The 13422-nt window shown below is 59.6% G+C and carries 13 protein-coding genes; 8 read left to right on the top strand and 5 right to left on the bottom strand.

What is annotated here, in order from left to right; genetic code table 11:
- Positions 1-196: 196 nt before the first annotated feature.
- Positions 197-622, bottom strand: a complete 426-nt coding sequence (locus AKG12_RS07440; protein WP_046800110.1) for a hypothetical protein — start codon at positions 620-622, stop codon at positions 197-199.
- Between the two features lie 139 nt (positions 623-761).
- On the opposite strand from AKG12_RS07440, the gene AKG12_RS07435 reads away from it, so the two are divergent.
- The 6 genes from AKG12_RS07435 to AKG12_RS07410 all read left to right on the top strand — a co-directional run bounded on the left by AKG12_RS07435 (position 762) and on the right by AKG12_RS07410 (position 7402).
- Positions 762-2621: a PHA/PHB synthase family protein gene (locus tag AKG12_RS07435; protein ID WP_052818392.1), complete on the top strand. Its 1860-nt coding sequence runs from the start codon at positions 762-764 to the stop codon at positions 2619-2621.
- 34 nt (positions 2622-2655) lie between these two features.
- Positions 2656-3375 carry a DNA/RNA nuclease SfsA gene (gene sfsA / locus AKG12_RS07430; RefSeq protein ID WP_046800071.1) on the top strand — a complete coding sequence of 240 codons (720 nt, stop codon included), beginning with the start codon at positions 2656-2658 and terminating at the stop codon, positions 3373-3375.
- Between the two features lie 31 nt (positions 3376-3406).
- On the top strand, positions 3407-4240 hold the full coding sequence (gene map, locus AKG12_RS07425; RefSeq protein ID WP_046800109.1) for a type I methionyl aminopeptidase: 834 nt from the start codon (positions 3407-3409) through the stop codon (positions 4238-4240).
- Between the two features lie 13 nt (positions 4241-4253).
- Complete coding sequence (gene radC, locus AKG12_RS07420; protein WP_052818391.1) at positions 4254-5090, top strand: RadC family protein; 837 nt, start codon at positions 4254-4256, stop codon at positions 5088-5090.
- A gap of 148 nt (positions 5091-5238) precedes the next feature.
- Complete coding sequence (locus AKG12_RS07415) at positions 5239-5661, top strand: TadE/TadG family type IV pilus assembly protein (protein WP_046800069.1); 423 nt, start codon at positions 5239-5241, stop codon at positions 5659-5661.
- Position 5662: 1 nt separating this feature from the next.
- Positions 5663-7402: a TadG family pilus assembly protein gene (locus tag AKG12_RS07410; protein ID WP_052818390.1), complete on the top strand. Its 1740-nt coding sequence runs from the start codon at positions 5663-5665 to the stop codon at positions 7400-7402.
- Between the two features lie 67 nt (positions 7403-7469).
- Here the strand turns inward: AKG12_RS07410 and AKG12_RS07405 are convergent, their stop codons facing one another.
- The 4 genes from AKG12_RS07405 to rpiA all read right to left on the bottom strand — a co-directional run bounded on the left by AKG12_RS07405 (position 7470) and on the right by rpiA (position 11914).
- The gene (locus tag AKG12_RS07405; protein ID WP_046800067.1) at positions 7470-8846 is read right to left on the bottom strand and encodes a class II 3-deoxy-7-phosphoheptulonate synthase; all 1377 of its coding nucleotides are present in this window, start codon (positions 8844-8846) and stop codon (positions 7470-7472) included.
- A 251-nt stretch (positions 8847-9097) separates the two neighbouring features.
- Positions 9098-10486, bottom strand: a complete 1389-nt coding sequence (gene gor / locus AKG12_RS07400) for a glutathione-disulfide reductase (protein WP_046800066.1) — start codon at positions 10484-10486, stop codon at positions 9098-9100.
- A gap of 146 nt (positions 10487-10632) precedes the next feature.
- Positions 10633-11202: a DUF2059 domain-containing protein gene (locus tag AKG12_RS07395; protein WP_052818389.1), complete on the bottom strand. Its 570-nt coding sequence runs from the start codon at positions 11200-11202 to the stop codon at positions 10633-10635.
- A gap of 16 nt (positions 11203-11218) precedes the next feature.
- A complete protein-coding gene (gene rpiA / locus AKG12_RS07390) occupies positions 11219-11914 on the bottom strand; it encodes a ribose-5-phosphate isomerase RpiA (RefSeq protein ID WP_046800064.1) in 696 nt (231 codons plus the stop codon).
- A gap of 190 nt (positions 11915-12104) precedes the next feature.
- On the opposite strand from rpiA, the gene AKG12_RS07385 reads away from it, so the two are divergent.
- Together AKG12_RS07385 and AKG12_RS07380 are read left to right on the top strand one after the other, a co-directional pair.
- The gene (locus AKG12_RS07385) at positions 12105-12806 is read left to right on the top strand and encodes an HAD family hydrolase (protein WP_052818590.1); all 702 of its coding nucleotides are present in this window, start codon (positions 12105-12107) and stop codon (positions 12804-12806) included.
- Positions 12807-12812: 6 nt separating this feature from the next.
- Positions 12813-13388, top strand: coding sequence for a CHAT domain-containing protein (locus AKG12_RS07380; RefSeq protein WP_052818388.1), 576 nt, complete (start codon positions 12813-12815; stop codon positions 13386-13388).
- Positions 13389-13422 lie beyond the last annotated feature (34 nt).

Below are 13422 nucleotides of genomic sequence, written 5' to 3'. Positions count from 1 at the left end.
GCGGTAAGTGCCACCATCCCAGGCTCGGCATCGCCGCTTGTTTCTTCTCCCCGCCGGGGAGAAGAAACAAGCGGCATGCGCTCGCTCCATCTCAAGCCTCATGGCGCATATGGGCCAGCTTGGTTTCAGGGCGTGTTTCGTCACTCAAGGATGTTGGCGTGGGTTCGTTATATCGCGCATGACGCGCGTGATAATCTCACTGCGAAGCAGCAGGCGTCGCAACCGGCTTCTGGTTTTCGCCGAGCGCCCGCAGTTCCGCAACCCGGCGCTTGTATTCGGCTTCCGAAATCTGGCCGTTGCGGCGTGCCGCGCCAAGGCGCGAGAGGCTGGTTTCCATGGTGGAGGCCTCATCGTCACCCATCTGGGTACCGGCCGCCGTCATGGGTGCCGAGAAGGTCGGATAGGTGCCCGTGTCCCGCTTCTGGCTCACCGCATTGTCGCTAACGGGGCGCGGACCGACAATTTCTGCCGTCGGACGGCGCATATGGGCAGGCGCCACGATCGGTTCGGGAGCCTTGCAGGCCGCGAGCCCGGTAACGATCAGGACGCCGGACAGGGAAAGCACAGCGATTCTCGCAGTGTTTTCCGCATATGTTCCCCATGTGCCCATCTGCTTGCCCATCGTCGTGTTCCGCCTGTAAGGATATCTGCCGATATCGAATTCGACTGCGGTTCGGCCCTTTGCTGCCTCCCCTTGCTGGTGGAACTTGTATTCGTTTTCATGCAGAATGTGCAAACACAAATTTGGCGGAGGATAGCGCATGGCGGGTGTTGACGGCGGGCAGAAGCAAAAGGGCGGCAAAACGCCCGGTTTCGACGCCGGATCCGCCGAAGCCTACCTGATCCGCGACCCTGAAGCCTTCGCGATCAACATCGCCCGCGCGCTTGAAAATCTCGGCAAGGCCGCGTCCGAATGGCTGGCGCCGCGTGAACGCGGCGAAATCCCTGAAAACAGCGCCGATCCCATGACCGACCTCGTCAAGACGCTGTCCGATGTCGCGGAATATTGGATGGCCGAGCCGCAACGTTCGCTGGAAGCGCAGACCCATCTTCTCTCCAGCTATTACGACCTGTGGACAAAATCGGTGGCGCAATTTTCCGAAGCTGCCGATTCGGCCTCGGAAAAACCCACTGAGACCGGCCCCGCGCAGCGCCGCAACCGGCGTTTTGCGGATGCCGACTGGCAGGCCAATCCGTTTTTCGATTTTCTCCTGAAAGCCTATCAAACCACCGTGGGCTTCGCCGACCGGATGGTGACGGAAGCCGAGGGGCTGGACGAACATACACGCACCAAGGCGCTGTTCTACATGCGGCAGGTAACCGAGGCGCTTTCGCCGGCCAATTTCGTCTTCACCAATCCGCAGGTCTTCCGTGAAACGGTTGCCTCCAGCGGCGCCAATCTCGTCAAGGGCATGGCGCAGCTGGCGGAGGATGTAGCAGCAGGCAATGGCCACCTGAAACTGCGCCAGACCGATTACAGCAAATTCGTCATCGGCCAGAATATCGCGGTAACGTCGGGCAAGGTGGTGGCCAAAAGCCCGCTCTGCGAGATCATCCATTATGCGCCGACAACACAGAAGGCCTTCAAACGGCCGCTGCTGATCGTGCCGCCATGGATCAACAAATTCTACATTCTCGATCTCAACCCGCAGAAATCCTTCGTTAAATGGTGCCTCGATCAAGGCCACAGCGTGTTCATGGTCTCCTGGATCAACCCGGATGCCCGCCTCGCCGACAAGAGCTGGGACGATTACATCCGCGAAGGTATTGATTTCGCCCTCGACACCATCGAGGAAAGAACCGGCGAGAGGCAAATCAACGCCATCGGCTATTGCGTCGGCGGCACGCTTTTATCCTCGGCACTGGCACTGCATGCGCAGCAAGGTGATGAGCGTATCCGCAGCGCCACGCTGCTCGCCGCCCAGACCGATTTCATCCATGCCGGCGATCTCAAGGTCTTCATCGATGAAGGCCAGCTGGCGGCGCTCGACAGGCATATGCAGGCGGTCGGTTATCTCGACGGCTCGATCATGGCCACCGTCTTCAACATGCTGCGCGCTTCCGATCTCATCTGGCCCTATATGGTCGATAATTACCTGCGCGGCACCGAGCCCCTGCCCTTCGATCTGCTCTACTGGAATTCCGATTCGACCCGGGTGACGGCTGCCAGCCACTCCTTCTATCTGCGTAATTGTTACTTGGAGAACAATCTCGCCCGCGGGCTGATGCGTGTTGCCGACAAGCGGATCAATCTCGGCGACATCAAGATACCGATCTATGACCTCGCCACCCGCGACGACCATATCGCGCCGGCGAAATCGGTCTTCACGGGTGCTGCGCTGTTCGGCGGACCGGTGGAATTCGTGCTGGGCGCTTCCGGTCACATTGCCGGCGTCGTCAATCCGCCGCAGCTTGAAAAATACCAATATTGGACAGGGCCGTCACCGGCCGGAGACTTCGATGCCTGGCAGGTCGCCGCCACCGCCCATAAGGGTTCCTGGTGGGTGCACTGGCAGAGCTGGATCGAAAGCCAGAATGGCGAGAAGGTGAAGGCGCGAAAGCCGGAAGACGGCAAGCGTGCCGTGCTCGGCGACGCGCCGGGAACCTACGTCCTTTCCTGACCCAATTCCATCACCGAAACATCTTTCAGGCCACATGCTCTTCACACCCCCGCTCGTTCCCGCCACGCTGATTTCCCGCTACAAGCGCTTCCTCTTCGATGCCGTTCTGGAGGACGGCACGGCGATTACCGGTTCCTGCCCCAATACCGGCTCCATGCGCGGGCTGACGACACCGGGCTCCCGTATCTGGCTTTCCGAACATGACAGCCCGACCCGCAAGTACCGGCACATGTTTGAAATGGTCGAGGCAGATGGCACCGTGGTCGGCATCAATACCGGCATGCCGAACCGGCTGGCGGAAGAGGCAATCGTGAACGGCCGTATCCCTGAGCTTGGCGGCTATTCAACGATCCGGCGCGAACAGAAATACGGCCGCAATTCCCGCATCGATTTCCTGCTCACCGAACCCGGCCGGCCGGACGCCTATGTTGAAGTGAAGAACGTGCATTTCATGCGAAAAAAGGGTCTGGCCGAATTCCCTGATACCGCTACCAAGCGCGGCGCCAAGCATCTGGAGGAGCTGGGTGACGCGGCGGAAGCCGGTTACCGTTCGGTGATGCTGTATCTCATCCAGCGCGACGATTGTGACCGGATGCGCATCTGCGACGATCTTGATCCGGTCTATGCGCTGGCGTTTCAGCGGGCGATGGCACGTGGTGTCGAGGCCTATGCGGTAAAATGCGCGGTCTCCCCGGCACAAATTTCGGTCAGCGGAACGGTTAAGATGGACGAATGGCGTCCGGCTGTTTTATGAACAGGGACGTAAAGAGACAGAAAGCACTATGATGGTCACCTATATCGACGCAGCCTCCGCTCCCCTCAAGAATACCGGCGTCATCCGCCTCTATACCCCTGAGGACTTCGACGGTATGCGCAAGGCGTGCCAGCTGACGGCGCGCTGCCTCGACGAACTGGCGGCGATCGTCAAGCCCGGCGTGACGACGGACGCCATCGACCGTTTCGTCTTCGAGTTCGGCGCCGACCATGGCGCGCTGCCAGCGACGCTGAATTATCGCGGTTATACCAAATCCGTCTGCACCTCGATCAACCATGTGGTCTGCCACGGCATTCCGGATGAAAAGCCGCTGCGCGACGGCGATATCGTCAATATTGACGTGACCTATGTGCTTGACGGTTGGCATGGCGATTCGAGCCGCATGTATCCGGTAGGCCAGATCAAGCGCGCCGCCGAGCGACTGATGGAAGTGACCTATGAATGCCTGATGCGCGGCATCGCTGCGGTCAAGCCCGGTGCGCGCACCGGTGCAATCGGCGCGGCAATCCAGGCCTATGCGGAAGCAGAGCGCTGCTCGGTGGTGCGTGATTTCTGCGGCCATGGCGTCGGACGCCTGTTCCACGACACGCCGAACATCCTGCATTACGGCCAGCCGGAGGAAGGGCCGGAAATCCGCGAGGGCATGATCTTCACCATCGAGCCGATGATCAATCTCGGCAAGCCGCATGTAAAGGTGCTGTCGGATGGCTGGACCGCGGTGACGCGTGACCGTTCTCTCTCAGCGCAATATGAACATGCCGTCGGCGTCACGGCCACAGGCTGCGAAATCTTCACGCTGTCACCGGGCGGCTTTGATCGCCCGGGCCTGCCGCCACTCGCATAAGGCCAGACCGCCTATGGCAAAACGCCCTGCCCCGCCTCCCGCCGATCTTTCCCCGACGTCAGGCTTTGAGGCGGGCGAAGGCGACCTGTTCGACGCGGCGGATGAGCGCGGCTTTTTTGCCGAACCGCGAAGTGCTCCGAAAAAACCCACCGTCGCCATTGCCGAACAGGAAGCGGAGACCGCACACTATCACGGTCACCGGGACCGGCTGCGGACGCGTTATCGTGATGGCGGCGACGCCGCACTTGCCGACTATGAATTGCTGGAACTTCTGCTGTTCCGGCTGATCCCGAGGCGCGATACCAAACCCATCGCCAAGGCGCTGATTGCCCGCTTCGGAACCCTTGGCGGCGTGCTTGGCGCACCCTTGCCGCTGCTGCAGGAGGTGAAAGGCGTCGGCGAGGCCGTGGCTCTCGATCTGAAGCTGGTCGCTTCGGTTTCCCAGCGCATGCTGAAAAGCGAAATCCGCAACAAGCAGGTTCTCGGCTCCTGGTCATCGGTCATTGATTATTGTCATGCCGCCATGGCCCATGAAACGCGCGAACAATTCCGCATCCTGTTCCTCGACAAGCGCAATGTCCTGATCGCCGACGAGGTGCAGGGTCAGGGAACCGTGGACCACACGCCGGTCTACCCGCGCGAAGTGGTGCGCCGCGCCCTTGAACTATCATCTACAGCCTTGATTTTAATCCACAATCACCCGAGTGGAGACCCCACCCCCTCGCGGGCGGATATCGAGATGACCAAAACCATTATCGATACTGCAAAGCCACTCGGCATTGCTGTCCACGACCACATCATCATCGGCAAGGATGGCCACGCCAGCTTCAAAGGGCTTCGGCTTATTTGAAAATCAACTGGTACTGACGCGAAGTTTTTAACGCGCCTGCAACCCATAAGGGCGGCATCAACAAAAAATTAACACCTATAAATTAGCATTTCCGAAAATAATAAAACAAGGCATCGAACCTTGGTGCCTTAAGAAACGGGGGTGCTTTATGCGTAATGCAGTGCGTTTCCTTCGCGATAGGTCCGGCTCGAACGCTGTCGAGTTCGCCATCGTCGCGCCGATCTTCTTTCTCGTCCTTCTGACCATGATCGCCTACGGCATCTACTTGATGGCGGCCTATTCGGTGCAACAGATCGCCGCAGATGCGGCGAGAACGGCGGTTGCCGGCCTGAATACAACCGAGCGCCAGCAGCTTGCCCGGGATTTCGTCACCAAAAGCGATCTCAGTTACGCCTTCATGGACAAGAACCGTTTCACCGTCGATGTCGCCACCGATCCCGCCAATGCCAACCAGTTCACGGTCAAGGTAGAATACGACGCCAGCGATCTGCCGATCTGGAGCCTCTACAGCTACACCATGCCAGAGCCGGTCATCCGGCGTTTTTCCACCATCCGGATCGGAGGAGCATGACATGCGGACTATCCCTTCCCTGCTCCCCGCTTTCCTGAAGGATCGGGCCGGCAACATCGCCATCTCGGCCGGGCTGACAGCGCCGCTTTTCATCGGCGTCCTGGCGCTTGGCGTCGATTACGGTTATCTGACCCTGCAGAAGCGGCAGTTGCAGCAGACCGCCGATCTCGCAGCCATATCGGCGGCGGCAAATGCCGCCGACCCGGAAAAGGCGGTCCAGCAATATTTCGCCCTCAACGGCATGGATCTCGGCGTCAAGACGCCGCAGGGCCTGCTCACTTCTAACGGTCTTCAACCCTTCGATCCCGCAAACGAGTTTGCAGGCAGCAAGGGTTACGCCGAGGTCATCAAGGGCCATTATGAGCCGGATGCAACCATCCCTGTCGGCGCGCGGTTCGTCGACAACGCCCTGCCCACCAACGCGGTGAAAGTGAACATCGTTGAAAAGGGCCAGATATTCTTCGCCGCCGCCTTCACCACGCCGCCCAAGGTTTCTGCGGTCGGAACGGCCTCATCCCAGAAGATCGCGGCGTTTTCGGTGGGATCGCGACTGGCAAGTCTCGATGAAGGCATTTTGAACAGCCTGCTCGGCGGCCTGCTCGGCACCACGGTTTCGCTCAAACTCATGGATTACCAGGGTCTGGTTGCCGCCGATGTCAACGCACTGCATGTCGTCGAGGCGCTCGCCATCGATCTCAAGCTCACCGCCGGCACCTACAAGGATGTGTTGAAGACGGAAATCACCTACGGTCAGTTCCTGAATGCGCTGACCAAAACCACCGGCCTGCAGCCAGCTGTCGCCAACATTCTCAAGACGCTGGAAAAAACCGCCAACAAGAGCAACATCAAGCTCAAGCTTGAGGAAATCCTCAATCTCGGACCATCCTCGGACAAGCTGATCGGTAGCGGTGAAAACCTCAAGGTCACCGCCGGCGTCTTCGATCTCCTCAATGCCGCAGCCGTTGCCGGCAATGGCGGCAATCAGCTGGCGCTCAATCTCAACGCCAATGTTCTCGGTCTCGCCTCCGTCAAGGCAACGCTTGCCATTGGTGAACCGCCGATCGAAACCCCGTCGCTCGCCGTTGGTGGTCAGGGCACCATCGTCCGCACCGCACAGACCCGGCTGGCGGTCAATGTCGTGGTGGACGGGCTTCAGGCCATTGCCGGCCTCAAGGTCAATATCCCGCTTTATGTGGAAGTCGCCCATGCCGAAGCGCGGCTTGCCGATATTCGCTGCACGGGCGGCGGACAGGGAACGGTCGATGTAGAGGTTGTTCCCGGCGTTGCGGAAATCGCGCTCGGCAATGCCGATACCTCAGCTTTTGCCAATTTCGGCAAGGACCCGCGTGTCACCAAGGCAGCGATCGTCGATTCAGCCCTGCTCGCCATCAATGGCAGCGCCCTCATCAATGCCACCAACATGACGAAGACCAAGCTGACCTTCACGCAGTCGGATATCACCCAGGCAAAGATCAAGAGCATTTCCACCAAGGACACCGTCACCACCCTTGTCAGTTCGCTGTTGAAGAACCTCAATCTGGATATAAGGCTGCTCTTTCTCAACCTTGATCTGGGAGGCCTGGCGGGTATTCAGGCAGCGCTTGCCAACACGCTTGCGGTGGTTACCGCTCCGGTCGATCAGTTGCTTTACAACGTGCTTCTGGTTCTCGGCGTCAAGATCGGCGAAGCCGATGTGCGCGTCACCGATGTGCGCTGCCAGCAGCCGGCGCTGGTGCAATAATCTTGCCGACAATCATAAAAAAAGCCGCCGGGAATGTCCCGGCGGCTTTTGTTTGATCAGCTTTCTATCAAGCGGTAGCAATCGCCAGACGCTTCTCGTCCCGACCGCTCTTCATGCGCTCGGACAACAGGAACGCCAGTTCCAGCGCCTGATCGGCGTTGAGGCGCGGGTCGCAATGGGTGTGGTAACGGTCGGACAGCGAATCCGCCGTCACGGCACGCGCACCACCCGTGCATTCCGTCACGTCCTTGCCGGTCATCTCGATATGGATGCCGCCCGGATGTGTACCTTCGGCGCGGTGGATCTGGAAGAAGCTTTCGACTTCCGACAGGATGCGCTCGAACGGACGCGTCTTGTAGTGGTTGAGCGTGATCGTGTTGCCATGCATCGGATCGCACGACCAGACGACCTTGCGGCCTTCCTTCTCGACTGCGCGAATGAGCTTCGGCAGGCTGTCGGCAACCTTGTCATGGCCAAAGCGGCAAATCAGCGTCAGGCGACCGGCCTCGTTTGCCGGGTTCAGCGCATCGATCAGCTCGATCAGATTGTCAGGCGTCAGCGACGGACCGCATTTCAGGCCGATCGGGTTCTTGATACCGCGGAAATATTCCACATGCGCATGGTCGAGCTGGCGCGTGCGGTCACCGATCCAGATCATGTGGCCGGATGTCGCATACCAGTCGCCGGAGGTGGAATCGATGCGGGTCAGCGCCTCTTCGTAACCGAGCAGCAGAGCCTCATGGCTGGTGAAGAAATCGGTTTCGCGCAGGCTTGGATTGTTCTCCGCGCTGATACCGATCGCCTTCATGAAGTCCATGGTTTCGGAAATCCGGTCGGCCAGCTTGCGGTAACGGTCCGCCTGCGGGCTGTCCTTGATGAAACCGAGCATCCACTGGTGAACGTTTTCAAGATTGGCATAACCACCCATCGCGAAAGCGCGCAGCAGGTTCAGCGTCGCGGCCGACTGGCGGTAGGCGTCGAGCTGGCGCTCCGGGCTCGGTATGCGCGAACCTTCGTTGAATTCGATGCCATTGATGATGTCACCGCGGTAAGACGGCAGCGTCACGCCATCAAGCACTTCCACGTTGGAAGAGCGCGGCTTGGCGAACTGGCCGGCAATACGCCCGACCTTCACGACAGGCAGCTGCGCGCCATAGGTCAGGACAACGGCCATCTGCAGGAAAGCGCGGAAGAAGTCGCGGATATTGTCCGCGCCATGCTCGAGGAAGCTTTCGGCGCAATCGCCGCCCTGCAGCAGGAAGGCGTTACCTTCAGCCACATTGGCGAGCTGTTTCTTCAGACGACGGGCTTCACCGGCAAAAACCAGCGGCGGATAAGTCGCAAGCGTGGCTTCCGTTGCAGCAAGCGCTGCCGCATCAGGATATTCGGGAACCTGCTGGATCGGTTTCTGCCGCCAACTGCCGGGTGTCCAATTCTGTGCCATGTTCTTACCCTTTTTTCGCCCGCGCGACTGTCGCGCGACCGCCTCGAAAAATTGAGCGGCTTATAGCTCCAAGCATCGGCTTTGCATAGCCGATGTCAGGGCTAACAGGCTCATTCTGCCCCTTTTGGGCACTCCAGATGTACAAAAGTCAATTCAAACGATTTAACCAGCCCGCCGCCATCCAGAAAACATCAGTTTTCGAACGGCGGCGGGCGAATTTGGACAGCGATCATATCACGCTTGTACCAGCGTTACACGCGCTCGCCGTTCACCACGCGGTAGCTCGGCGAATACATCGTCACCAGCTCCTCGGCGGCGGTCGGATGAACCGCCATGGTGCGGTCGAAATCATCCTTGGTGCAGCCGGCTTTCAGCGTGATGCCGAGAAGCTGAGCCATCTCGCCCGCCTCGTGGCCGAGAATATGCACGCCGACAACCTTGCGGTCGGCGGCATTGACGATCAGCTTCATGATCGTCTTTTCCTGACGGCCGGACAGCGTTGCCTTCATCGGCCGGAACTGGGCGCGATAGACTTCCAGCTCCGGATATTTCTTGCCCGCCTCCTCTTCCGAAAGACCGACGGTGCCGATTTCCGGCTGCGAGAACACCGCCGTCGCGATCAGCTCGTGATCCGGCTTGGTCGGGTTGTTCTTGTATTCGGTCTCGATGAAGCACATGGCCTCGTGGATCGCCACCGGCGTCAACTGTACCCGGTCGGTGACGTCCCCCAGCGCAAAGATGTTCGGCACATTCGTGCGCGAATAATCATCAACGATGATCGCGCCCCGCGCATCCAGCTTCACACCGGCATTTTCCAGACCCAGACCCTTGGTATTCGGATCGCGGCCAAGCGCCAGCATGACCAGGCCGACATGCAGCGAGCTGCCCTGCTTGGTACGGGCCACGAAACCATCGGCACCATCCTTGCTGACTTCCTCGATGATATCTTCGAGAATGATGCGGATGCCCTTGGCCTCCATCGCCTCATGCAGGCCCTTGCGCATGTCGTGATCGAACCGCGAAAGGATTTCCTTGCCGCGATAGATCAGCGTCGTTTCGACACCGAGCCCGTGGAAGATATTGGCGAATTCAACAGCGATGTAACCGCCGCCGGCAATCAGGATCGATTTCGGCAGTTCTTCCAGATTAAACGCCTCGTTGGACGAGATCGTCAGCTCATGGCCGGGCAACGCCTTGTGCTCGTTCGGCGTGCCGCCGACGGCAATCACGATACGCTCTGCCGTGAAGGTCTCACCGGTTTTTGTGAGCTTCACGGTATGGGCATCGACCAGTTCGGCACGGCTGTCGAAAATATCGGCCTTGGCGTTTTCCAGCCCCTTGCGATACAGCCCCTCGAGACGGGTGATTTCCTTGTCCTTCGCCGCGATCAGCTTCTTCCAGTCGAAGCTGCGCTCACCAACGCTCCAGCCGAAACCTTCGGCGTCCTCGAAATGTTCGGGGAATTGCGAGGCGTAGACGAACAGCTTCTTCGGCACGCAGCCGCGAATGACACAGGTGCCGCCATAACGATATTCTTCAGCAATCCCCACGCGCTTGCCGAGCGAGGCCGCCACGCGGCCGCTGCGCACGCCGCCCGAGCCGCCACCGATGACGAAAAGATCGTAGTCATAAGCTGTCATAGTCAAAACCCCTGATCAAAACCACGCCATCAGCCTCGAGGCGAACGGTGGCGTCTTCACGGCACATATAGGTGCTGCGACGCACAAATGAAAAGCCCGGTCTTGCGACCGGGCTTTGAATATTTCTGAACTGTCTGTTCATTCAATCAGGGCTTGGGAGCAGCCGGAGCGCCGCCCGTGGCGTTCTGATCGGCCGGAAGCGGCTTCAGATCGGCGCCGGCAACCTTCTGCAGTTCCGACATGCTGGACGCGTTGAGATCGCGGTTGATGCCGGCGGCCCAGATATCGGCGGCCTTCATCAATTCGCGCGTGGCGATCGGACCGTCCTTCAGAAGCTTCTTGCCCGCTTCGCTGCTGTAGAAGGCGGAAATGGCGTTCAGCTCTTCGACGCTGAAGGCGCGCGCATAGGTGAGTGCAGCCTCGCGTTCCAGATCGGCGCGGCGCGGCGCAAGCTCGAGCGCCTTGGCATCGACGGTCTCGGTGATGGCATCCTCGACATTCGGCGAGGCCTGAATAAGTTCGGCCTTCAGACGCTCGGCCAATCCAGGCAGAATGTCGTCAAAACGGTCGGTAACGCCAAGAGAGGCGATTGCCTGCCGTGCGGCAGCAACATGCGCTTCCGAAATTTCCTGAGCGCGTGCGGCAGTACCGAACACAACGCCGGAAATGAGGATCGAAGCAGCGGCAGCTTTGCCCAGTCCCGCTAGTTTGATCATGAAAATCTCGCTCCTGTTATACTGCCTGCATCACGCGGGCGCCTTCAGGACCCGCGATAATGGCAAGCGATGCCAAATTTATGAAAAGTCCGTGCTCGACGACACCGGGAATCGTGTTCAGCTCGCGTGCTAGCGCTTCTGCATCAGGAATACGGCCAAAAGATGCGTCGAGGATAAGGTGTCCGCCATCCGTCATGAAGGCGCCGTCGCCGGACGAACGCATTGTCAGTGCACCCGAAAGACCGGACCGCGCTGCCAGTTTTTCAATGGCGATGCGTGTCGCCACCTGGCCGAACGGGTTGATTTCGATGGGAAGCGGAAAGGCACCCAGCGTCTCGACGACCTTGCTCTGGTCGGCAATGACGATCACGCGGGCAGATGCCGCCGCGACGATCTTTTCGCGCAGAAGAGCACCACCGCCGCCCTTGACGAGACGCAGCCCGTGATCCACCTCGTCAGCGCCGTCGATGGTCAGGTCCAGTTCCGGCAATTCATCGAGGGATTTCAGCGGCACGCCAAGCTCGACGCAGAGACGCGCGGTGCGCTCGGATGTCGGCACGCCCTCGACCTTGAGACCGGCCGCGACCTTCTCGGCCAGAAGCCGGACGAATTCCTCGGCCGTCGAACCCGTGCCGATACCAAGCCTCATCCCGTCTTGCACATGGGACAATGCGGCCTCGGCGGCCTTGATCTTCATCTGGCGGGCATCCATGTGCCTGAAACTCCGGTAGCTTTGTCGTCGCCGTGCTGTTTACACGGGTCGAAAGCCAAACGAAAGCCTTTTTCAAGCCAACGAACAGAACGTTGTGACGCGGTTGCAAAGACACGCCCGTTTGCCTAGGCTTGGCATGAATGAAAGCACCGACACCTCGACATCCGCATTCTCCAAGAGGCCCGTTCCCGTGACATCCCGCCCGCTCTCTCCGCTCGCCATCTTTGATCTCGACGGCACGCTCGTCGACACCGCCGCCGACCTTGTCTCGAGCCTCAACCACACCATCGTCGCAGCCGGCCTTGCCCCCGTCACCTATGACGATCTGACCCACCTCGTCGGCCAGGGCGCGCGGGTAATGATCAAGCGGGCCTTCGCATTGCGCGAGACGGAACTGCCGGAAGCCGAGATCGACCCGCTTTATGAGCGTTTCATCACCCACTACCGTGCCGAAATGCCCGGCGAAAGCCGCCCCTATCCCGGCATCATCAACACGCTGGATGCGCTCTCGGAAGCCGGCATCACGCTTGCCGTCTGCACCAACAAGACAGAAATCCTCGCTTTGCCGCTGCTCGAAAAACTGGGGCTGACGCGATATTTCGCGGCCATCACCTGCGGCGACACCTTCGCCTTCCGCAAACCGGATGCCCGCCATATTCTCGGCACCATCGAAAAGGCCGGCGGCGATCCGCAGCGCGCGATCATGGTCGGCGACAGCATCAACGATATTCTCGCCGCCAAAAACGCAGCCGTACCGTCGATCGGTGTCACTTTCGGTTATTCGGATGTGCCGATGGCCGAGCTTGAACCTGACGTCGTGATCGATGATTTTGCAGCACTGACGCCCGATCTGGTGGGCCGGTTGCTGACCGGACGCGACGCGGCGGCGTAAACCGCCATGGTCGATCACAATTTCCTATTCCCACGCACCGCTGTCAGCATCATCGCCATTGGCGATACCGGCGAAGCCCTGCTTCTGAGAGCAGTGCTGGAAAGCCTTGGCGCGTCGGTCCGGCTGCATCTTCCCGGCACGCCCGAAGATATTCTGGTGTGCCTGAAACAACCCGACAATCCGCCCCCCTATCTCATCATCAGCGGCCATGGCGATGAAAACGGGCTTGTGGTCGGCGAATTTGACCCTGATGTAACCCGGATGGAATTGCTGGACGGCAGCATGCCCGCCGAAGCGTTCCTCGGAACCGTCGATCTGCGCGACACCGTGGTTTTCAGCACGGCCTGCTGCACGGGTTCCGGGGCTTTCGCCAAAGCCTTCATCGAGGGCGGCGCAAAAGCCTATGTGGCGTCAGCCGGTTATCCTGACGGCGCGGCGACACCGCTCTTCATTCATCTGTTGTTTTATGAGCTGCTCGTCCGCAAATCGCCGCTGGAAGAAGCGTTGAGGCTCGCCAGCCTGTTTGATAGCGATGACGAACTGGCGTTTGAGCTCTTCAAGCCACAAACCCCGGAATCATAACCGGCCGAAACAAAAAAAGCGCCGTTTCCGGCGC

The sequence above is a fragment of the Agrobacterium sp. SUL3 genome (assembly GCF_001263295.1).
Classification (GTDB): Bacteria; Pseudomonadota; Alphaproteobacteria; order Rhizobiales; family Rhizobiaceae; genus Agrobacterium; species Agrobacterium tomkonis.
The sequence above is the reverse complement of the archived record's forward strand: the minus strand, read 5'-3'. Positions and strand labels throughout refer to the sequence as shown.